The following is a 21,075-nucleotide window of genomic DNA, read 5'->3' on the forward strand; positions in this document are numbered from 1 at the left end:
AATTGATATTTTTATTAACTGATATCATCGTAATTCTATTATCATTCATTCTCGCTTTATCGTTCAGATTCGGCGGGTTCGTCGAGGTCGTTCAACATCAACATTCGACTCTTGCTTTTCTTCTGGGCACAACTATTTTATTGTCATACTTCAATAATCTGTACGAACGTTATGTCTATGTATTGAAGGTGAAACTTTTTTTCAAAATTATAAAATTGTGGCTATCAGTCTTCCTGGTCTATTTGATAACGGCATTCTTCACAAAATACAGTTTTTTGTTCGACAGCCGTGCTTCGATTATATTATATCATCTTTTTCTTTTGATCTTCCTGCTGATCTTCAAACTGTTGATAGTCCCGAGATTGCTCGGCATCCGCTACCGGAAAGATACACGGAAGATTCCCTGTCGGTTCATCGGTTCTTCAAAGTATTTGGATTCGATAAAAGGGTTTTTCAAAGAAAATTCTCTCCTCGGTTTCCGCTTACATAACAACCCTGGTGATAAGGCCGAGGATGGTGAGCCGAGAGAATATTTTTTATACAGTGAAGCGACGGATTTCGAAAAACTATATAGAGAAGTGAAGAAATTTATAGTAGCCGGAAAACCGCTGCACGTGGCGTCAAAACTTTTTAATACTTTGAATCTGAATTGGGAATGGGGATATTTTGAAGGAATCCCGATATACACTTTCCGACTGAAAAACAACGGTGTGGTCCGGAATTCCTGCAGAAGGTGTCTCGACATTATCGGAGCTTTGATTTCAATCATTATTCTGGCACCGTTGTTTATAATCATCGCACTGGCGATCAAACTCGATTCCAGGGGTCCGATCATCTATACACAAAAAAGATGCGGTGTGGACGGGAAGGAATTCGTGATGTATAAATTCCGTTCGATGATCGATTCCCGGGATAAAGAGAGAGACAGAGAACTTATCTGCAGGAGATATCTTGAACAGGAGGTCAATAAGGAGAAACTGATAGACAAAAAAGAGATAACCTTTGTCGGCTCCATTCTCAGGCGGACGTCTCTGGATGAACTTCCACAGTTTATAAATATCTTGAAGAGTGATATGAGCCTTGTCGGTCCCCGGCCGCCTCTTCTGTATGAGGTGAAATATTACAAAGATTGGCATCGGGATAGACTTCTGGTGAAGCCGGGATTGACCGGTTTGTGGCAGGTCTATGGTCGGGGAACCATGCCCTGTGATTTATCCATCTTTCTTGATCTGATATATGTGATCAACCGTTCTCTGAGTCTGGATTTGAAGATGATATTGAGGACCATCCCGGTCGTCATTCTGGGGAAAGGGGCGTATTGATTATTCGATTCAAGAAAACAACTTTTCTAATCATAACGGTTGATAGCGATGCATAAATTGATTTTATATTTAATCGACCTCATAACCATCTGCGCTGCCTACATCTTCGCCATGCTGTTGCGTTTTCATGGATTGGTGGACACCGCCCATAATCAATGGATGACTTTATTCTTTTTGTTGATTATGATCCCGATTGTCTTCTATTTCTACGATCTGTATAATCATCTGCTCTACACTCAGCGTCCGCGTATTTTCTTCAAGTTTATGAAGGCATGGTTGGTTACTCTTCTGCTCTATGTGGTTGTCGGATTTCTGACAAAATATTATTTTTTGATCGAGAGTCGTATTTTCATCACTTTCTTTTATATCTTCGCTTTGATTCTTTTCTTTTTCATAAGAATAATATGCGCGAAGAAAATTCTGGAGTATTATTTCAAATACACCGGAAGAATTCTTTGTTGTAAGTATATCGGTGCACCTGAATTGTTCAAACCTCTGGAGAGGTTTTTCAAAAACAACGGTGTGACGGGTTTGAAACTCGTATGCCGCGAAGAAACCGATACTGAGCACAACACACAACAGGAGATCTTTCTTTACAGCGAAGCGGAAACGTTCGAAAGACTCTACAACGAAATAAAAGAGAATACCAGACACGGTATGGTGGTCCACGTCGCCTCACTTCTCTTTAAAGAGCTCGATTTGAAATGGGAATGGTGTTCTTTCAACGGCGCCCCTGTGTATACCTTTCATCAGAAAGAAAACCAGTTCTGGAGGGAACGGATAAAAAGATGCATCGATTTCTTCGGCGCGTTGTTCTGCCTTTTTATCCTCGCTCCCTTTTTCCTTTTGATCAGTATCGCAATCAAGCTGGATTCACGTGGCCCGGTCATCTATAAACAGAAAAGATGCGGGAAAGGAGGTAAGACATTTACTTTCTATAAATTCAGGTCAATGTATGAGCATGAAAAACCGGAGACCGTACTCGAGGCGGAGTTTAATCATTACCGGAATTCGCGGGTTTCCAAAATGGAGATACTCGACAGCGAATATATCACTCCGATAGGGAAGATTTTAAGAAAGACCTCAATCGATGAATGGCCGCAGTTTATAAATATTTTAAAGGGTGAGATGAGCTTGATCGGCCCGAGACCCCACCGTCCCCATGAGGTGAAGTATTATAAAGAATGGCACAGGGACCGTTTAAGCGTGAACCAGGGACTTACCGGTTTATGGCAGATCTACGGTCGCGGTGAAATCCCTTCTGACCGCTCCATCTTTCTCGATCTGATATATGTGATCAACCGTTCTTTATCCCTTGATATCAAACTCCTTTTTCAAACCATCCCGGCGGTCGTCCTGGGGAAAGGGGCGTATTAGGATGGATGTCGGTTCAGTTGATCTTCTGTTTTTGGAGAAGAGATGAACATTATTCTTCTGACACTCTTTGCCGTCTATCTGCCGCATACCCTCCGGCAGAACGAAATACTGGAAGAACTCCAGGTACGCGGAGCAGCTGCAGTCGAGTTTGTCGGGATACGGCCCTATGATACAAAAGAGATAAAACTGCCCGCTGATGATTCTCTGACAAAAAGATTGCGGATACCGGTCTTTGCTGCGGACTATAAATACGATACCGTCTCTGTGCTGCGTGTTTATCCCTGCCTCTCTTATGATTACTCAAGGGTTTCCCTTCTTGTTCAACCGGTGGTCAAGTTCGGCGAAGACAGCCTGCCGCCCTATCGGGTTTTTATGGAACTCTTCTCAGCCGATTACGAACGGGGTTATTTGAGTTATAGAACCGGCGGGCTTTCTTTGTTCATCGGCAGGGAACGTTTTTCTGTGGGCCCTTCACCACGTTATAATCTCCTGCTCTCCGGCTGCTCGGCGCCGATGGATTGGCTGCACTATTCATTGAGAATGGAGAAGGTAAGATTGTCTTTCTTTTTGAGCCGTCTGAATGATTTATATGATAAACCCCTGGAATTCATCGGAGATACCATCACCCGATATATAAATGCTGAGCGCTACCTTACTTTGAAACGGCTTGATCTCACAGTAGGTGACTGGTTAAATTTGGGATTGTCCGAAGGAGCGGTCTTCGGTGGTGAAAACTATTCCTTAGAGATCTACCATTTCAATCCTGTCGTTTTTATTCAGGCATACCAATATAACTGGAATAAAGACGTCAATTTCTTCCTGGAATTCGATACGAAGCTGTTTTTTAATAATTTAGGTGTTTATGCTTCACTGTTGCTCGATGATTTTCAACTTGAGCCTGATCCCAACGGTGAACCCAATCATATAGGGTTTAATATCGGCTTTGAAGTAGCAGACCCTTTTGCAATACGAAGAACCTTCTGGATGACTGAATACACCGCGGTTTCAAGATATACATATTGCCATTTTATTCCTTTTCAGCGTTATCAATACCTGGGGACGCCCATCGGTGCACCGTTCGGTCCTGATTACGATGAACTGTACACCAAGTTCATTTACCATATGAAACCGGCGTTTGACATCTACACCCGGCTTTCTTATTTGAGAAAAGGAGAGACAGAAATCGAGGCATTATGGCCTATTCCGGAATGTCCGCGACAGGAAGGCATTTTCTTTCCGAAGAATAATTTTTTGTCGGGTATAGTGCAAAAGAATTCTACCATTGAAACGGGAATTCGTTTCTATTTTAATAAATACTGCAGTGCGGATGTCCGGGTCGGTTATTTCCACGCAAAGAATTTCCGCCACGAACGCGGAAGGGTGGAGAACTCCTTTGTCGGCGGTTGCTGTTTTACCTTGCTCTATTGGTGATGTCTATTTGGTTAAACCAAAACTTTAATATAATAGAGATATATCTTTATATATAATGACTTGATTTTGTTGATTCATATATAAAATTTTCATTGATAATTATTGACAACCACGTGAAAAATGGCTATAATTAATGGCTTGCTGAATATCTATCTAACCAATCACAATGGTCAGCTGGTCTTGGTTGTTTCAATGTAGCTGACAACGGCGGTAGCCTGCCCGGATTGGTTGATTATTCTGTTGTATTTTTCACTTCTCTGTAATTCATAATTTAATAACTAAATCACTGGCAAAGGAGGTTTATGGCATTAATCAATTTCAACAACGAGCAGAAACTTATCGAGAATGAGATAAGAAAATTCGCTCAAAACGAACTTGAGCCTTTATCAGCCGAGATTGATAAAGAAGGAGTATTCCCGGCGGAACTTATAAAGAAGTTATTCGATCTGGGATTTTTTAATCCATCCATTCCGGAAAAATACGGCGGTGCCGGTCTTGACGCCACGAGTCTCTGTATCATTCTTGAAGAGTTATCCAGAGTATGTGCCTCGATCGGGACGATCATCGTGGCGAACAACTGTTTGGTTTCTTACCCGTTAATGAAGTACGCGCCGCTTGAAAAGAAGGAGCATTATCTCGGCAGGCTCGGCAGGGGAGAGATCGGCGCTTATTCAACGCTGCCCCAATTCGATTCTGAAAACAATGAGATGGAATTAAAAAAGGCGAATGAAAGTGTCGTAATCAGAGGGAAGAGGAGTTTTGTTTTGAACGGCGAAGCCGGTGATATTTTTGTTCTTCCTTTTTCCTCGGCGGAGAAAATTTCGCTCTGCATATTCAACAAGACGGACGGTGTTGAGTTGAATAAACAGAATATTCTTGGTTTAAGGGCGGCGGGTATCACCACTTTTGAAACAGCGGGGATTGAGCTGTCGTTGACCGATTGCGTCTGCTGCGATGTAACTGTCGAGGATTTCTTCAAAGAAGTGCAGGCGTTTGCGAGTATCGGTTTTTCCGCTGTGCTTCTTGGAATCGCCGAGGCGGCGTATGACAACTCGGTGAAGTATTCAAAAGAGCGTAAACAATTCAAACGCGCAATTTGTGAATTCCCCATGGTGCAGCAGATGCTTGTCGATATGAAGACCAGAATCACTGCATTGAGATTGATGGTGTATGAAGCCGCAAAGAAATTTGATTGTGGAGAACCTTATGTAATGGCGGCTTATCTTGCGAGACTCTACGCAGGAGAAGCCGCGGTCTTCGCCGGAACCAATTCGATCCAGATCCACGGCGGCTACGGATATACAAAAGACTATCCTGTAGAGCGTTTTCTTCGGGATGCCAAATCACTACAGGTGCTGGAGCTGCTGCCTATGGAAGCGGTTACCAGGAGCGTAAAGGAGATTTTAGCATGATACTGGACGAGAAATATATTAAATTCAGAGAGTCGGTGAGGGATTTCGCCGAGAAGGAAGTGGCACCCCGGGCAAAAGAGCTTGATATGAAAGATCAATTCCCCTGGGACCTGGTTAAGCGAATGGCGGAGTTAAAACTTCTTGCCCTTTACGTGCCTGAAGAATACGGCGGTGCAGGGCTTGATGTACTTTCTTATGCACTTGCGGTCGAGGAGATCGGCCGTATCTGCGGTTCAACCGGGATCTTTCTCGCCGCCCATTCTTCACTCGGGGTTTATCCTCTGTTTGTTGCCGGTTCTGAAGAGCAGAAACAGAAATATCTTATTCCCTTGGCGCGCGGTGAAAAAATCGGTTCGTTCGGCCTTACTGAGCCGAATGCAGGAAGCGATGCCGCAGGGACCCAGACCACGGCGAAACTGGTGGGCGATCATTATGTTGTCAATGGAACAAAACGGTTTATCACTTCCGGTGGGGTTGCGGATATCATCGTTTTCACCGCGACAAAGGATCCTGCAATGGGATATGCCGGAATCTCTGCTTTTATCGTGGAAAAGGGCACCCCTGGTTTTTCAGCGGGCAAAGAAGAGGACAAACTCGGTTTACGCGGTTCAATTACCTCTGAACTTATTTTTGAAGACTGTAAGATACCTCGTGAGAATCTTCTCGGTAAAGAGGGTGAGGGTTTTAAGGTTTTTATGCAGACCCTTGACGGCGGCAGAATTTCCATCGGGGCGCTTGCCCTTGGAATCGCCCAGGGAGCGCTTGACGCTTCAACGGATTTTGTCAGGAAACATACAAAGAACGGAAAACCGCTTTACAAAATGCAGGCGGTTCAGGATATGATCGCTCAAATCGCGACCGAGATAGAAGCGGCGCGGCTGCTTATTTACAAAGCGGCGATGCTCAAAGACCGCGGGTTACCTTACACCAAAGAAGCGGCGATGGGAAAATATTATGCTTCGCATATCGGTATGCGGGCGACCAGTACGGCGATCACCATTCACGGGATGATGGGATTGACCAAGGATTATCCTGTTGAGCGATTTATGCGTGACGAAAAACTGATGGAGATCGGAGAAGGAACATCGGAGATTCAGAAGATCGTTATCGCAAGGCAGATTTTAGGAAAGTGAAAGGGGTAAAAGGCATTTCGGAATTCGGATTTCGGATTTCGGAATTAGACCAGAAAAACCAGAACTCTGTCCGCCGAAAAGAGCAGAGAATAGTGAGTGTTATGTAAGGAAGAGTATTGAGAATTTAAAAAAAAGTTTAAAATCAAGGAGGTAAGATGAACTTTGATTTAACCAATGATCAGAAGATGCTGCAGGATCAGGTAAAGAAGTTTGCTGAAGCGGAATTGGCTCCTGTAGCTCCTGAAATTGATAAATCAGGTGAATTTCCCTGGAAGAATATCAAGAAGATGGCTGAACTGGGGCTTCTCGGTATCATTGTTCCTGAAGAATACGGTGGTGCAGGATTTGATTTTGTATCTCTGGCGATCGCGATTGAAGAGATTTCACGGGTTTGTGCAAGTACCGGCGTGATTGTCGCGGTGAACAATTCCCTGGTTTCATATCCGATTCTTCAGTTCGGAACCGAGGAACAGAAGAAAAAATATCTTCCCCTGCTGTGCAGCGGAGAAAAGTTGGGAGCAATGGGAATTACCGAACCGAACGCCGGTTCAAATGTCGCCGGGATGGAAAGTTTCGCCCGCCTGGAAGGCGACCACTATATACTGAACGGCACCAAACGTTTCATTACCAACGGCGGTGAAGCGGGTATCTTTGTGGTATTTGCATATACAAACAAAGAGATGAAGCACAAAGGAATCAGTGCCTTTATCCTTGAACGGGATATGCCCGGTTTTACACTTGGAAAGCATGAAGACCTGATGGGGATAAGGGCGACCGCGAATTGCGAATTGATCTTTGAAGATGTTAAAGTGCCGAAAGAGAATCTTCTCGGTAAAGAGGGTGATGGTTTTAAGATCTGTATGAATACCCTGGATGTATCACGTATCGACATCGGTGCTCAGGCAGTGGGAATCGCTCAGGGTGCATTTGAGGAAGCGATAAAGTATTCCAAAGAGCGGCAGGCATTCGGACAGCCGATATGTAATTTTGAGATGATTCAGTCGATGCTTGCGGAGATGGCTACCCAGATTCAGGCGGCACGGCTGTTGGTGTATTATGCAGGGTATTGCAAGGATAAAGGGCTGCCGAGATTTTCCAAAGAGTCGGCGATGTCGAAATATTATGCGGCTACCATGGCCGTTGATGTTACACGTAAAGCGGTTCAGATCCACGGCGGCTATGGGTATACAAAGGATTATCCTGTGGAAAGGATGTATCGCGACGCCAAAATCCTTGAACTCTATGAAGGAACATCAGAAATCCAGAAGATTGTCATTGCTCGGGATCTGGTGAGATAAATTTTTTAAATCCGCTGCGGCGGAGCGTAGAAAAGAAAGACCAACAAGGAGGTTATCTTGGAGATTGTTGTCTGCATAAAGAGGGTGGCTCAAACAGCTGAAGCCGATCTTAAGGTCGATGACACCGGCAAGGATATTATAAAAGACCGTTTAACATTTGATATGAATGAATCAGACACCTATGCCCTTGAAGAGGCGATTCTTTTGAAGGAAAAACACGGCGGTAAGGTGACGGTTGTTTCTCTGGGTTCTGTAGATGCTGAGGATACACTGCGGATAGCTCTGGCAAAAGGTGCGGACCAGGCGATCCGAATCAAAGAAGAGGATTTCGGAGACCTCGATGGTTATAAGACGGCGCAGCTCTTGAGCTCTGTGATAAAAGGGCTTACATTTGACATCGTCCTTACAGGTTGTATCGCCACTGATGATTATTATTCACAGGTCGGCGTGGCTCTTGCCGAACTGCTCGGCATTCCACACGCCACCCTGGTTACAAAGCTGGAATTCACTGACGGAAAAATCGATGCCTATCGCGAACTTGAAGGAGGATTGCTTGAACACCTTGAAATCAAACCACCTGCTCTGTTCACGATTCAAACCGGAATTAATGAGCCACGCTATGCTTCCCTGATCGCCATCAGAAGAGCCGCCAAAAAAGAGATCGAGGTTAGGGGGAAGAACGAAATTCCGGTTGAAGGTATAGCGGCGCAGTCGATACTTGAAGAGCTTTACACACCGCCGGTCGGAAAACGGGCTGAGATGCTTACTGGAACCCTGGATGAGATTGCGGCGAAATTCGGCAGTATCATAAAAGAAAAAGGGCTGCTTTAAGAGAGGAGGTTGAGATGGCTGATGTTTTCGCACTGGTTGAGCACCGGCAGGGGAGTATCAGGGATATAACCTATGAACTGCTTACCTGCGGCAGAAAAGCGGCGGCAGACGTCGGTGGTAAACTTACCGCAGTTGTACTGGGATACCAGACCGAGAAGTTTATTGAAAGCTTGAAGACCAGGGCAGACCGTATCCTTGTTGTTGACAATGAGGTCTTTAAAGAATTTAACGCCGAGACATATCAGATAACACTCGCTGAAATTTTAAAGAGATATAACCCTCTTATCACCTTGATCGGACACACTGCTTCTGGTATGGATATCTGTCCGTCACTCGCTGTTCAGATGAATCTGCCTTTTACCACTGATTGCCTTGGCCTTGAGGTGAAGGGGCAGGAGCTTTGGGTGACCCGTCAGATGTATGACGGAAAATTGAATGCGCGCGTACGCCTGCAGGAGAGCGGTTCTTACATTCTTACCATACGCAGCGGATGTTTCCCCGCTGAGGATTCTGGTTTGAGTGCGGAGATAGAGAGGTTTGAACCACCGATTACTGCTCAACCTGAATACCGTAAGTTCATTGAGTATGTCGAGGCCGCGGTTGGTGAGGTCGATATTACAAAGGCGGACATTGTCGTGAGTGTGGGGAGAGGAATTAAAGAGCAGTCGAATCTTCCGGTAATAGAAGATTTCGCTTCGGCGATCGGCGGAGTCCTGGCGTGTTCAAGGCCGATCGTTGACGCCGGCTGGCTTCCCAAAGACAGGCAGGTGGGTTCTTCGGGAAAGACGGTGAAACCAAAGGTATATATTGCCCTGGGTATTTCAGGTGCATTTCAACACCTTGTGGGAATGAAGGGTTCTGATACCATCATTGCGGTCAATAAAGACCCCAATGCTCCGATATTCAATGAAGCCGATTACGGGATTGTCGATGATCTCTTTAAAGTCGTCCCTGTACTGAAGAACAAAATCATGGAATTGAAGGAAATGAAAGGATAGAAATAATGGGCAGTTCAATAAGAATAAATCCTGAGATTCGGGATACAATCATCGAGTCAGGTGGGGAAGACGTTGTCAAATGTTATCAATGCGGGCGGTGTATGCCGGCATGCCCGTGGAATCTTCTCGACAACCTGAATTATACTACCTACCGTTTCTGTCAGCGAATAAAGCTCGGTGCGATAATCGACGGCGAGAAGAAAGAGGATGTGGCTACAGACACCATAGAGGTATTCAGATGCGTGGGGTGTGACAGTTGTCTTCATGAATGTCCGCGTGGTATAAATCTGTCTGATATCCTGCGCGCCGTGCGCAGAATCTTGGTCGATTACGATTCATATCCGGCAGAGTTGAAGAGTGTGGTATCACGACTTTACAGTTCAGGTAACCCCCTCGGAGAACCGGCAGAGAATCGGGGGGATTGGGCAGAGGGATTGGGTCTTGTCCGGTTTGATGAATCATGCGAGTATTTGTATTTTCCCTGCTGTATTCCCTGTTATGACGCCCGCGCCCGTAAGGTCGCTCAGGCTACTGCCCGAATTCTGAAACAGGCTAATGTCAGGTTCGGCATAATCGGTGAGCAGGAATTTTGCTGTGGTGAGGCGGTAAGAAGGGTCGGTGCTGAAAAAGTTTATCAAACCGCGCGCGACACCAACCTGAAGTTGTTCAAAAAATTCTCAGTGAAGAAAGTGCTGACGACTTCACCGCATTGTTATAAAGTATTCAAGGAAGATTATCAGGAAGAGGACGGCGAACTCGAGGTATTACATATTTCCCAGCTCTTTTATCGATTGATTAAGGAAAAAAGATTGACTCCTGAAAAGGAATTCAATAAGACAGTGGTATATCACGACCCCTGCACACTCGGCAGACAGATGAGTGTCTTTGATGAACCCCGGGAAGTGCTGAAGAGCATCCCCGGTTTAAAACTCGTTGAGATCCCGGTCTTCAACCGGGAATTCAGTGTATGCTGCGGCGCCGGTGCTATGGGTCTATGGCGTGATTGGCCTCAGGATGAGCGGTTGACCAATCTGCGGATAGAACAGATTCTGCGTACCGGTGCAGAGGTGCTTGCCGTTGCCTGCCCTTATTGTCTTCAGATGTTTGAAGAGACTCTGAAGTCAATGAAGATAGAGATGCCGGTGATGGATATCGCAGAGATCCTTATGCAGTCAACATTGTAAAATTTTTCAAGTTTCGAGATTTGACCCCACACGCCCCTCCAGTTGGGGTATTCCGGACGGCTTTTCGCAAACTCTATACAGTGCCTTTAAATACGCTTATCAGAGTAATGTTATGACTGGTGGCCAGTAAACAAATGGGTACCAGTCGATCCCTATATGATACCGATGAAATATACAGTTATTGGTCGAAGACTGATAGATGGGCCAACAGACTTAAAAGCGACTGCATTACCTAATAGTAATAATATTAAACTTACTTGGTCTGATAATTCTCAAAATGAATTAAAATTTATTATTGAAAGGCGTATTGAAAGTCAAACCTGGTTTGAGCCCTATGATAGTGTTGGCAGAAATGTTACTCAGTTTGCTGATGATGTTCAATTTGGACATAAATATACTTATATGGTGCGGTGTTATGAGGCAGGTTATCAGCATTTATCATCGTGGTCTAATGAAGCACAGAATGTTTGTGGTGCCCTTGCCCAATCTTCCTATCCCAGGATGTCGGCGTTTAACAATTTGTTGGATTTTTACTGAACAATTCATTCCAATCTTCTCCTACAACTATAGTTAATACATCATCAATAACACAATATTCTTCAATTGGTTATGACCCTGGGGGTCGGCTTGTGGTGTTGGTTCAGGAATCTGCTTGGGGTCCGTTGCGATTATATACCCTGTTCACCCCTTGACAGGTAAAGATTTTTCATTATAAACAATAACTGAATGGAAAACAGTTCCGCCAAAAAGGATTTTATCCGGGAAATTATCCAGAATGACCTGGCTACGGGTAAACACAAGTCAATCCACACACGCTTTCCACCGGAGCCGAACGGCTATCTCCATATCGGTCATGCCAAGGCGATCTGTCTTAATTTCAGTATCGCCGAGGAGTTCGGCGGACTCTGCAATCTACGTTTTGACGATACAAATCCCCTGAAAGAAGAGCAGGAATATATCGACGCAATCAAAGAAGATATCCGCTGGCTCGGTTTTGATTGGGGGGAGCGTGAATATTATGCTTCTGATTATTTTGATCAGCTCTATGAATGGGCGGTGAAACTTATCAAAGACGGAAAGGCGTATGTGGATGACCTGAGTGCCGACCAGATCCGTGAATATCGCGGAACCCTGACCAGACCCGGAAAAGAGAGTCCTTTTCGGAATCGGAGTATTGAGGAGAATCTTGAGCTTTTTGAACGGATGAAGGCGGGAGAGTTCCCCGACGGTTCAAAGGTGCTGCGCGCCAGGATCGATATGGCTTCACCCAATCTCAATATGCGTGACCCGGTTATGTATCGGATTCTTCATAGATCTCATCACCGACAGGGTGACAAATGGTGCATTTATCCGACCTATGATTGGACACATGGCCAGTCTGATTCGATCGAGCGCATCACCCATTCCCTGTGCTCGCTTGAGTTCGAGGATCACCGTCCGCTTTATAACTGGTTCCTTGAGCAGCTCGGGATTTACCATCCCCGTCAGATCGAGTTCGCCCGACTCAACCTCACTTACACTGTTTTGAGCAAACGGAAATTGCTCCAACTTGTGGAGGGCGGCTATGTGGAAGGCTGGGATGATCCGCGTATGCCCACACTTTCCGGGCTGCGCAGGCGTGGTTACACCCCGGAGTCGATCAGGGATTTTTGTGCACGTATCGGGGTGGCGAAAACAAACAGTGTAATAGACATTTCTTTACTCGAACACTGCCTGCGCGAGGACCTCAACAGGCGTGCCCAGCGTGTTATGGTTGTCCTGCGTCCCCTGCGGGTGGTTATTGATAATTATCCGGAAGATAAAGTGGAAGAACTGGACTGCATTAATAATCCCGAGGACCCGGGTATGGGTACCCGCAAAGTTCCTTTTTCACGGGTTCTTTATATTGAAGAGGATGACTTTCGGGAAGAGCCTCCGAAAAAATTCTACCGCCTGGCACCGGGTAGAGAAGTCCGGCTCCGTTATGCATACTTCATCACCTGCAACAGGGTGGTCAAAGATCAGACCGGTAAGGTCGTTGAGTTGCACTGCACTTATGATCCTGCGACCCGCGGCGGTGATGCCCCGGATGGGCGGCGTCCCAAAGCGACACTCCACTGGGTTTCGGCAAAACACAGTGTAAGGGCTGAAGTGCGGTTGTATGACCGCCTCTTTACAAAGCCGAATCCTGATGATGTTGAAGAAGGAAGAGATTTTAAGGATAATATAAATCCGGATTCACTGGTGGTTCTAACTCAGTCTCGTATAGAGCCGAGTCTGGCACATGCAAAACCCGGTGAACGTTATCAATTTGAACGGCAGGGCTATTTTTGTGTGGACCCGGATTCGTCAGGCAATAAACTTGTTTTCAATCGAACCGTTCCGCTGCGCGATACCTGGGCAAAGATCGAGAAAGCCCTACAGAAGGCGGGTAAGCAGTGATTTCCCTGAAAAAATTATTAAAGGGTGACAAAAGGACCGTTGCGCAAGCCATCAGTGCGGTCGAAAACAACAGTATCCCGCAAATCCTGGAGAAGATCTTTCCATACACGGGTAAGGCATATCATATCGGCATCACCGGTCCACCGGGGGCGGGTAAGTCCACTCTGGTTAATTCAATCGCAAAGAATCTGCTTCGGTTGAATAAAAAAATAGGTATCATCGCAGTGGACCCGACTTCACCGTTTTCCGGAGGAGCTCTGCTCGGCGACCGCATCAGGATGACTGAACTGGCGCTTCATAAGAACATTTTCATCAGGAGTATGGCGTCGCGCGGCAGTCTCGGCGGTCTCGCCCGTAAAACCAAAGATGTTATCTGGATACTCGATGCTTCAGGTGTGGATTATATTCTTATTGAGACGATCGGTGTGGGCCAGGTGGAACTGGATATTGCCCAGGTGTGTGACACCACAGTGGTCGTTTTGGTGCCTGAATCAGGTGATTCAATCCAGGCGATGAAGGCAGGCCTCCTGGAGATCGCGGATATTATGGTTGTTAATAAAGGTGACCGAGAGGGGGCTGAACGTCTGACAATGGAGTTGAAGTTCGCCTTTGAGTTAAAGGATCAAAATGTCGGCTGGCATTTCCCGATTCTTACAACAATCGCCACTGAAGATAAAGGTATTGAAGAGCTTGTCGCGAAGATTCAGGAACACAGGGAGTATCTGGAAAAGAGCGGTGCACTTGAGCGGGAGCGAAAGAATAAACTTATGCACAGAATAAACGAGTTGATTGAAGAGAAGATCCGTCTCCATCTTATGGAACATATTATTCCTGAACCAGAACTGAAAAAGATTGTCGATAAGGTCTATCAACGGACCCTCAATCCCTATTCCATAGCAAGAGAGATTACCGATAAGATCCTAAAAATTAAAAGTTAGGAGGGTATTATGAAAAGAGATATTTGGGAAGAAAAAATCAAAACCTGCAAGGAAAGAGATTTCAAGTTTACCACAGTTTCTGGTTTGCCGGTGAAAGCACTGTATACTCCTGATGATCTCAAAGATTTTGATTATGACCGGGACCTTGGTTATCCCGGTGAATTTCCTTTTGTTCGGGGTGTTTATACCAATATGTACCGGGGTCGGCTCTGGACCATGCGGCAGTTTTCTGGTTTTGGAACGCCCCGAGATACAAACAAGAGATACAAATATCTTTTAAAACACGGGCAGACGGGTCTTTCCGTCGCCTTTGATTTCCCCACACTTTATGGCCGTGATTCAGATGATCCTTTTTCCCGGGGTGAGGTCGGTAAATGCGGGGTTGCGATTGATACACTCAGAGATATGGAGATTCTCTTCGACGGAATTCCTCTGGAACAGATATCGACTTCGATGACCATAAATCCACCGGCGGCGATGCTTCTGGCGATGTATCTCGTCGTGGGTGAAAAACAGGGAGTTCCGAAAAAAGTATTGACCGGCACCATTCAAAATGATATGTTGAAAGAGTATCAAGCCCAGAAAACATGGATCTATCCGCCTGAACCGTCCATGCGGATAATCACCGATATCATGGCGTATTGTGCCGAGAAAGTACCCAAGTGGAATACGATTTCCATATCAGGATACCACATAAGAGAAGCGGGGTCAACCGCTTTGCAGGAACTGGCTTTCACCCTGAAGAACGGGTTTACCTATGTGGAATACGGGATACGGGCGGGTCTCTCCGTTGATAAATTCGCTCCGCGTCTTTCTTTTTTCTTCAACTCCCATCTTGATTTCTTTGAAGAGATCGCGAAATACCGTGCCGCCAGAAGAATCTGGGCGCGCCTTATGCAGGATAAATACAATGCCCAGAATCCCCGTTCTTATTTAATGCGGTTCCATACCCAGACCGCGGGATGCACCCTGACCGCCCAACAACCTGAGAACAACATTATGCGTACGGCATTCCAGGCACTCGCTGCAGTGCTCGGCGGCACCCAGTCGCTCCATACCAATTCAATGGATGAGACCTATGCGTTACCAACGGAGAAGGCAGTGAAGATCGCTCTGCGCACCCAGCAGCTGATTGCCTATGAGACCGGTGTTCCCAATACCATTGATCCCTTGGGTGGTTCTTATTATGTTGAAAAACTGACCAATGAACTGGAAAAAGGGGCTTACGAGTATTTCGAGAAGATTGATAAATTGGGTGGTGTGGTCAAGGCGATAGAAAAAGGCTTTTTTCAGAAAGAGATTTCGCGGAGTGCTTATGAATACCAGAAAAAGTTGGAGAGAAAAGAAAAATACCATGTAGGAGTCAATATCTTCGAAGAAGATGAAAAACCGGATATTGAAATTCTCAAGATTCCCAAAGAGGTGGAGCGGGCTCAGATCAAGGCGGTGAAAAAGGTCAGAAGGGAACGCAACAACAGGAAAGTGAAGGAAGCCTTGAAAGACCTCAGAAAAGCGGCGGCAAGCGGTGAAAACCTGATGCCCAGGATTCTCGAGTGCGTCCGTGTTTATGCGACACTCGGCGAGATGTGTAATACCCTGAAAGAAGAATTCGGTGAGTATCACGAACCGATTATCTTTTGAACCGTAACGGGCATATGCGTTTTGCGAATCATTTGAATTATTTATCAGGAGGATATTTATGGGTAGAAAAATAAGAGTCCTTGTCGGTAAACCGGGCCTTGACGGTCATGATCGTGGCGCCAAGGTGGTCGCCGCGGCATTACGTGACGCCGGGATGGAGGTGATATATACCGGTTTACACCAGACCTGTGAAAGTATTGTGGAGGCTGCGATCCAGGAGGACGTTGACATAATCGGTCTTTCGATTCTCTCCGGCGCTCATATGACTTTATTCCCCAGGGTACTGGAATTATTAAAGAAGAAACGCGCCACAGATATCATCGTCATCGGCGGCGGCATAATTCCTGCTGACGATATGAAGAGGCTTGAAAAGAAAGGTGTAAAGAAGCTCTTCGGGCCGGGAACGCCGACGGCCGAGATCGTCGCCTGGATAAAAGAAAATGCGGCAGCCAGGGCAAAGAAAGAGAGCCGCAGAAAGGTTTCAAAGAGGACAAAAAAGAAGACTTCGAAAAAAAGTAAGAAGAAGAGCGGAAAGAGGAAATAGGGGAAAAGGACAGCCTTATGAAATTAGGAAAATTTGAAATTTCCATTATCTCTGACGGCCTGTTCTGGCTCGACGGTGGAGCGATGTTCGGTGTTGTACCGAAAGTCTTATGGAATAAATTGACCCCTGCTGATGAATTGAATCGTATCAAACTGGCTCTGAATTGTTTACTTATCAAGACTCCGGATAAGAAAATAATTGTTGATACAGGGATCGGAGATAAATTGAAGGACAGATTCAAAGAGATGTATCGGATTGAGCGCGAGCAAGGTTTGCTCGGTGCCCTGAAGAATCTCGGCATAAGGCCTGAAGAGATTGATTTTGTTATAAACACCCATCTCCATTTTGACCACTGTGGAGGGAATACATATAAGAAAGACGGGGATATCGTACCTACTTTTCCTGCTGCGGTCTATATTATTCAGAAACAGGAGTGGGATGATGCACTGCACCCGAATGAACGCACCCGGGCGAGTTATCTGTCTGAGAATTTTCTGCCCATTGAGAAGACAGGGCAGCTTAAACTCGTGGAAGGTGATTATGAGGTCGTGCCCGGCATCAAAGCCATTTCAACCAGTGGACACACAAAAGGTCATCAATCAGTCTTTATTGAATCAGAGGATAAAAAGGCGATATATTTCGGTGATTTAATCCCGACTGCATCCCATATAAAGATTCCCTATGTGATGGGTTATGACCTTTTCCCGCTTGAGGTGATTGAGAATAAGAAAAGACTTTTGCAGAAGGCGGAACAGGAGGGCTGGCTGTTGATCTTTGAACATGATCCGAAAAAGACATTCGGTTATCTGGAACAAAAAGATGGCAGACCTGTTTTCAAACCATTGTGAGACAGTGGAGGGTGAGGGTAGAGACATACGGAGGTATTGATGAAGATTAAGGATAAGCTGAAACACCTTGAAGAACTTGAGAAACAAGCAGAACTCGGCGGCGGTGAGAAACGAATAAAAGCCCAGCATGATAAAGGTAGACTCACTGCCCGGGAACGCATCGAGTTGCTGCTTGATAAAGGGACTTTTTCTGAAACCGATAAGTTCGTCACACATCGCTGCATTGATTTTAATATGGCTGAAAAGAAGATACTGGGTGACGGCGTGGTAACCGGGTATGGAAGAATCAACGGTCGGTCAGTATGTGTCTTTGCTGAAGATTTCACCGTATTCGGCGGTTCTCTGTCAAAGGCATACGCGGAAAAGATTTGTAAACTTCAGGATATGGCTTTGAAGATGGGATGTCCGGTGATCGGGCTGAAGGATTCCGGCGGTGCGAGGATCCAGGAAGGGGTTGACAGCCTTGCTGGTTATACTGATGTCTTTTTACGGAACGTCCTCTCCGCAGGTGTGGTTCCCCAGATTTCCGCAATTATGGGTCCCTGTGCCGGAGGAGCAGTCTATTCTCCGGCAATGACCGATTTTATAATAATGGTGCAGGGTTCTTTTATGTTCTTGACCGGGCCTGATGTGGTTAAAGCGGCAACCCATGAAGAAGTCACTTTTGAAGAGCTCGGCGGTGCGATGGTCCACAATGAGAAATCAGGAGTGGCGCACTTCGCGGTTGAATCAGAGCTCGAATGCATCGAGTTGATAAAGAATCTTCTCTCTTTCATCCCCCAGAATAATCTGGAGGATCCGTCGGTGGTCGATTGCCAGGATGATATCAATCGGATGGACAAAAGTCTGGATACACTCATTCCGGACAGCCCCAATAAACCTTATGATATGCACGAGGTGATAAAGGCGGTGGTCGATAACGGAGATTTTCTGGAGGTGCACAAGTATTTTGCTCAGAATTTGATTGTCGGATTTGCACGATTCAACGGTCGTCCTGTGGGGATTGTTGCGAATCAACCGGCTGTGCTCGCCGGTGTTCTGGACATCAATTCGTCAATGAAGGGTGCCCGTTTTGTTCGGTTCTGCGACTGCTTCAATATTCCGATTGTGACATTTGTTGATGTGCCGGGGTTCTTACCCGGTACTGCCCAGGAATGGGGCGGTGTGATAAAGAACGGGGCGAAACTTCTTTATGCATTCTGTGAGGCGACCGTACCCCGCGTGACGATAATAACCCGTAAGGCGTACGGCGGTGCCTACTGTGTGATGAGTTCAAAACATACCCGTGCCGACATAAACTTCGCCTGGCCCAGTGCCGAGATCGCCGTGATGGGGCCTGACGGTGCAGTAAGGATTCTCTATCGAAAAGAACTCAAGGAGGCAGAGGATCCGAAGGTACTGGAAAAAAAGTTGATCGATGAATATACTGAAAAGTTCGCCAATCCTTTTGTGACGGCGAGCAAGGGATATATCGATGCGATAATAAGACCTTCTGAGACAAGACCGAGAGTCATTGAAGCACTTGAGTTGATCGAAAATAAACGCGACACAAATCCTCCACGCAAGCATGGGAATATACCGTTGTGAGGATCGTTTTAGGTTATACGGTGTTGCTGTGCGTATCGTCTTTCGACACCGTACAACCAACAACCATCTTTCATAAATGTTTAAGAAAATCTTAATCGCCAATCGAGGCGAAATCGCAGTACGTGTGATCAGGGCATGTAAAGAGATGGGGATCAAATCAGTGGGGGTCTTTTCTGATGCTGATAAATCCGCCCTGCACACGAAATATGCAGATGAGGTCTATTATCTGGGCGCGGCTCCGGCAAGAGAGAGTTATTTAAGGATTGATAAAATTATTGAGATCGCCAGAAGTTCTCATGCCGAGGCAATTCATCCGGGTTATGGTTTTCTCGCGGAGAATATCGAATTTGCAAAAGCCTGTGAGGATGCCGGGATTGTCTTTATCGGTCCGACGTCAAAGGCGATTGAATTGCTCGGTGACAAGATTGCTTCAAAAAAGACGATGCGTGACGCCGGCATACCGGTTATTCCGGGAAGTGAGGATGCAGTCAGTGAAGAAGGAGAGGCTGTGGACCTTGCCGAGAAGATAGGATACCCTGTTTTGATCAAAGCGGCGGGCGGCGGCGGCGGTAAAGGAATGCGGGTGGTTAAAGAGAGAGAAGAACTGATCGATGCCATGAAACAGGCGAGGAGTGAAGCTCAGTCCGCATTCGGAAATCCGACGATATTCATTGAAAAATTCCTTGAGGCTCCACGCCATATCGAATTTCAAATTCTTGCAGACAATTATGGTAATGTCGTGCACCTCTTTGAACGGGAGTGCTCGATCCAGCGCCGTCATCAAAAGCTGATCGAAGAATCACCTTCTGCGATTATGACTCCCCAGCTGCGTTCTAAAATGGGAGTTGCCGCAGTGAAGGCGGTCAAGGCATCCAATTACTGTAATGCCGGAACCGTGGAGTTTATGATCGATAAAAATAGGAATTTTTATTTTCTGGAAATGAATACACGATTACAGGTCGAACATCCGGTGACCGAGTTGATTACAGGTGTTGATATCGTGAAAGAGCAGTTCAGGATCGCCGCCGGAGAAAGATTGTCCCTGGATCAGGACACCATTAAGATGTCGGGTGCCGCCATTGAATGCCGTATTTCCGCTGAAGATCCTGAAAACAACTTTGCACCATCCACCGGTAAAATAATTGAATATAAACTACCCGGCGGCATCGGTATACGGGTGGACAGCGGAGTGTATGAAGGCTTTGAGGTTCCGATATATTATGACCCGCTCATCGCCAAACTCCTGGTCTGGGCGCCGACGCGGCAGGAGGCGATTATCAGAATGAAGAGGGCGCTCAATGAATATATAATAAGAGGAATTAAAAGTTCCATACCCTTTCATAAACTGGTTATGGATAACCCCAGATTCCTGGACGGTGACTATGATACTACATTCATCGATAATGTGCTGGGAAAGATCGAGTATAAGAAACAACATTATGATATAGCGGCGATCGCTGCGGCGATAAGAAAGTCACAGGCTGCAAAACGTGCGGTCTTGGTACACGGAAAACAGAGGAAGTCGTATGTCAACCCGTGGAAAATGGCGGGCCGTAAAGCAGGAATGAGGGATAGATAAGATGGCTTATATCGTCAGAGTTGATGATAAAGAATTTAAAGTGGAACTGAAAAAAGAGGGCAAAGATTATAAAGTGCTGATCAACGGTCTTGAAAAGAATGTCGGATTTGTAGCCGGCGGAGAAAGAAGGTTGAGTTTTGTGGTTGATAATAAACCGTTTGACGTCGTCTTTGAGTCGGACGGGCGGGTTACAGTCGCAGATCAAGGATACAGTGTAGAGATCTTTGATGAACAGATTCAGAAGTTGATAAAAGTCGGTCCTGAAAAGAAGCATAAAAAAGAATTCGTGCTCAAGGCATTGATGCCCGGTTTGATAATCCGGGTCGAGGTTAAAGAAGGTGAAGAGGTGGTTGAGGGTCAGGGGCTTCTTGTCATCGAAGCGATGAAGATGCAGAACGAACTGAAGGCCCCGGGAAAAGGAGTCGTGAAAAAGATCTTTATCAAAGAGGGGCAGACCGTGAACAGCGGCGACACCCTGTTGGTAGTTGACAGATATTAAAATATGTGTAAAATTTACCACGGGAATTTCGC

18 protein-coding genes are annotated in these 21,075 nt (G+C 46.0%); all 18 read left to right on the forward strand.

Annotated elements, in window-relative coordinates:
• The first annotated feature begins 2 nt into the window (after nucleotides 1-2).
• The 18 genes from ENI34_06750 to ENI34_06835 all read left to right on the forward strand — a co-directional run bounded on the left by ENI34_06750 (nucleotide 3) and on the right by ENI34_06835 (nucleotide 21,043).
• The gene (locus ENI34_06750) at nucleotides 3-1,322 is read left to right on the forward strand and encodes an exopolysaccharide biosynthesis polyprenyl glycosylphosphotransferase (protein HEC78826.1); all 1,320 of its coding nucleotides are present in this window, start codon (nucleotides 3-5) and stop codon (nucleotides 1,320-1,322) included.
• Nucleotides 1,323-1,370: 48 nt separating this feature from the next.
• Complete coding sequence (locus tag ENI34_06755) at nucleotides 1,371-2,699, forward strand: exopolysaccharide biosynthesis polyprenyl glycosylphosphotransferase (protein ID HEC78827.1); 1,329 nt, start codon at nucleotides 1,371-1,373, stop codon at nucleotides 2,697-2,699.
• 42 nt (nucleotides 2,700-2,741) lie between these two features.
• On the forward strand, nucleotides 2,742-4,130 hold the full coding sequence (locus ENI34_06760; GenBank protein HEC78828.1) for a hypothetical protein: 1,389 nt from the start codon (nucleotides 2,742-2,744) through the stop codon (nucleotides 4,128-4,130).
• Nucleotides 4,131-4,432: 302 nt separating this feature from the next.
• A complete protein-coding gene (locus tag ENI34_06765; GenBank protein ID HEC78829.1) occupies nucleotides 4,433-5,542 on the forward strand; it encodes a hypothetical protein in 1,110 nt (369 codons plus the stop codon).
• A complete protein-coding gene (locus tag ENI34_06770) occupies nucleotides 5,539-6,675 on the forward strand; it encodes an acyl-CoA dehydrogenase (protein HEC78830.1) in 1,137 nt (378 codons plus the stop codon). Before ENI34_06765 ends, ENI34_06770 begins: the two co-directional genes overlap by 4 nt.
• A 155-nt stretch (nucleotides 6,676-6,830) precedes the next feature.
• Nucleotides 6,831-7,973: an acyl-CoA dehydrogenase gene (locus ENI34_06775; GenBank protein ID HEC78831.1), complete on the forward strand. Its 1,143-nt coding sequence runs from the start codon at nucleotides 6,831-6,833 to the stop codon at nucleotides 7,971-7,973.
• A 57-nt stretch (nucleotides 7,974-8,030) separates the two neighbouring features.
• On the forward strand, nucleotides 8,031-8,804 hold the full coding sequence (locus tag ENI34_06780; protein HEC78832.1) for an electron transfer flavoprotein beta subunit/FixA family protein: 774 nt from the start codon (nucleotides 8,031-8,033) through the stop codon (nucleotides 8,802-8,804).
• Nucleotides 8,805-8,818: 14 nt separating this feature from the next.
• The gene (locus ENI34_06785; GenBank protein HEC78833.1) at nucleotides 8,819-9,802 is read left to right on the forward strand and encodes an electron transfer flavoprotein subunit alpha/FixB family protein; all 984 of its coding nucleotides are present in this window, start codon (nucleotides 8,819-8,821) and stop codon (nucleotides 9,800-9,802) included.
• A gap of 5 nt (nucleotides 9,803-9,807) precedes the next feature.
• The gene (locus tag ENI34_06790) at nucleotides 9,808-10,986 is read left to right on the forward strand and encodes a (Fe-S)-binding protein (protein HEC78834.1); all 1,179 of its coding nucleotides are present in this window, start codon (nucleotides 9,808-9,810) and stop codon (nucleotides 10,984-10,986) included.
• A 156-nt stretch (nucleotides 10,987-11,142) separates the two neighbouring features.
• Entirely contained in the window at nucleotides 11,143-11,523 is a 381-nt protein-coding gene (locus ENI34_06795; protein ID HEC78835.1) for a hypothetical protein, read from the forward strand.
• A 189-nt stretch (nucleotides 11,524-11,712) separates the two neighbouring features.
• Entirely contained in the window at nucleotides 11,713-13,407 is a 1,695-nt protein-coding gene (locus ENI34_06800) for a glutamine--tRNA ligase/YqeY domain fusion protein (GenBank protein HEC78836.1), read from the forward strand.
• Nucleotides 13,404-14,345 carry a methylmalonyl Co-A mutase-associated GTPase MeaB gene (gene meaB / locus ENI34_06805; protein ID HEC78837.1) on the forward strand — a complete coding sequence of 314 codons (942 nt, stop codon included), beginning with the start codon at nucleotides 13,404-13,406 and terminating at the stop codon, nucleotides 14,343-14,345. The genes ENI34_06800 and meaB overlap by 4 nt, the downstream gene beginning before the upstream one ends.
• 9 nt (nucleotides 14,346-14,354) lie before the next feature.
• Nucleotides 14,355-15,986 (forward strand): methylmalonyl-CoA mutase, encoded by a 1,632-nt coding sequence (locus tag ENI34_06810; protein HEC78838.1) that lies wholly within the window; start codon nucleotides 14,355-14,357, stop codon nucleotides 15,984-15,986.
• Between the two features lie 58 nt (nucleotides 15,987-16,044).
• On the forward strand, nucleotides 16,045-16,530 hold the full coding sequence (locus ENI34_06815) for a cobalamin B12-binding domain-containing protein (protein HEC78839.1): 486 nt from the start codon (nucleotides 16,045-16,047) through the stop codon (nucleotides 16,528-16,530).
• A gap of 17 nt (nucleotides 16,531-16,547) precedes the next feature.
• Nucleotides 16,548-17,378, forward strand: coding sequence for an MBL fold metallo-hydrolase (locus ENI34_06820; protein ID HEC78840.1), 831 nt, complete (start codon nucleotides 16,548-16,550; stop codon nucleotides 17,376-17,378).
• A 39-nt stretch (nucleotides 17,379-17,417) separates the two neighbouring features.
• Nucleotides 17,418-18,965: an acyl-CoA carboxylase subunit beta gene (locus ENI34_06825; GenBank protein HEC78841.1), complete on the forward strand. Its 1,548-nt coding sequence runs from the start codon at nucleotides 17,418-17,420 to the stop codon at nucleotides 18,963-18,965.
• Nucleotides 18,966-19,041: 76 nt separating this feature from the next.
• Nucleotides 19,042-20,544, forward strand: coding sequence for an acetyl-CoA carboxylase biotin carboxylase subunit (locus tag ENI34_06830; protein ID HEC78842.1), 1,503 nt, complete (start codon nucleotides 19,042-19,044; stop codon nucleotides 20,542-20,544).
• A 1-nt stretch (nucleotide 20,545) separates the two neighbouring features.
• On the forward strand, nucleotides 20,546-21,043 hold the full coding sequence (locus ENI34_06835) for a hypothetical protein (GenBank protein HEC78843.1): 498 nt from the start codon (nucleotides 20,546-20,548) through the stop codon (nucleotides 21,041-21,043).
• Nucleotides 21,044-21,075: the final 32 nt, after the last annotated feature.

Source organism: candidate division WOR-3 bacterium, assembly GCA_011052815.1.
In the GTDB taxonomy this organism is placed as follows: Bacteria; Hydrothermota; Tepidihabitantia; order SM23-42; family SM23-42; genus DRIG01.

Excerpts from the sequence above, each read along its gene's own strand:
- ENI34_06755 (HEC78827.1), top strand. The coding sequence starts at position 1,371 with ATGCATAAATTGATTTTATATTTAATCGACCTCATAACCATCTGCGCT.
- ENI34_06760 (HEC78828.1), top strand. The coding sequence starts at position 2,742 with ATGAACATTATTCTTCTGACACTCTTTGCCGTCTATCTGCCGCATACC.
- ENI34_06765 (HEC78829.1), top strand. The coding sequence starts at position 4,433 with ATGGCATTAATCAATTTCAACAACGAGCAGAAACTTATCGAGAATGAG.
- ENI34_06770 (HEC78830.1), top strand. The coding sequence starts at position 5,539 with ATGATACTGGACGAGAAATATATTAAATTCAGAGAGTCGGTGAGGGAT.
- ENI34_06775 (HEC78831.1), top strand. The coding sequence starts at position 6,831 with ATGAACTTTGATTTAACCAATGATCAGAAGATGCTGCAGGATCAGGTA.
- ENI34_06785 (HEC78833.1), top strand. The coding sequence starts at position 8,819 with ATGGCTGATGTTTTCGCACTGGTTGAGCACCGGCAGGGGAGTATCAGG.
- ENI34_06790 (HEC78834.1), top strand. The coding sequence starts at position 9,808 with ATGGGCAGTTCAATAAGAATAAATCCTGAGATTCGGGATACAATCATC.
- ENI34_06795 (HEC78835.1), top strand. The coding sequence starts at position 11,143 with ATGATACCGATGAAATATACAGTTATTGGTCGAAGACTGATAGATGGG.
- ENI34_06800 (HEC78836.1), top strand. The coding sequence starts at position 11,713 with ATGGAAAACAGTTCCGCCAAAAAGGATTTTATCCGGGAAATTATCCAG.
- ENI34_06810 (HEC78838.1), top strand. The coding sequence starts at position 14,355 with ATGAAAAGAGATATTTGGGAAGAAAAAATCAAAACCTGCAAGGAAAGA.
- ENI34_06815 (HEC78839.1), top strand. The coding sequence starts at position 16,045 with ATGGGTAGAAAAATAAGAGTCCTTGTCGGTAAACCGGGCCTTGACGGT.
- ENI34_06820 (HEC78840.1), top strand. The coding sequence starts at position 16,548 with ATGAAATTAGGAAAATTTGAAATTTCCATTATCTCTGACGGCCTGTTC.
- ENI34_06825 (HEC78841.1), top strand. The coding sequence starts at position 17,418 with ATGAAGATTAAGGATAAGCTGAAACACCTTGAAGAACTTGAGAAACAA.
- ENI34_06830 (HEC78842.1), top strand. The coding sequence starts at position 19,042 with ATGTTTAAGAAAATCTTAATCGCCAATCGAGGCGAAATCGCAGTACGT.
- ENI34_06835 (HEC78843.1), top strand. The coding sequence starts at position 20,546 with ATGGCTTATATCGTCAGAGTTGATGATAAAGAATTTAAAGTGGAACTG.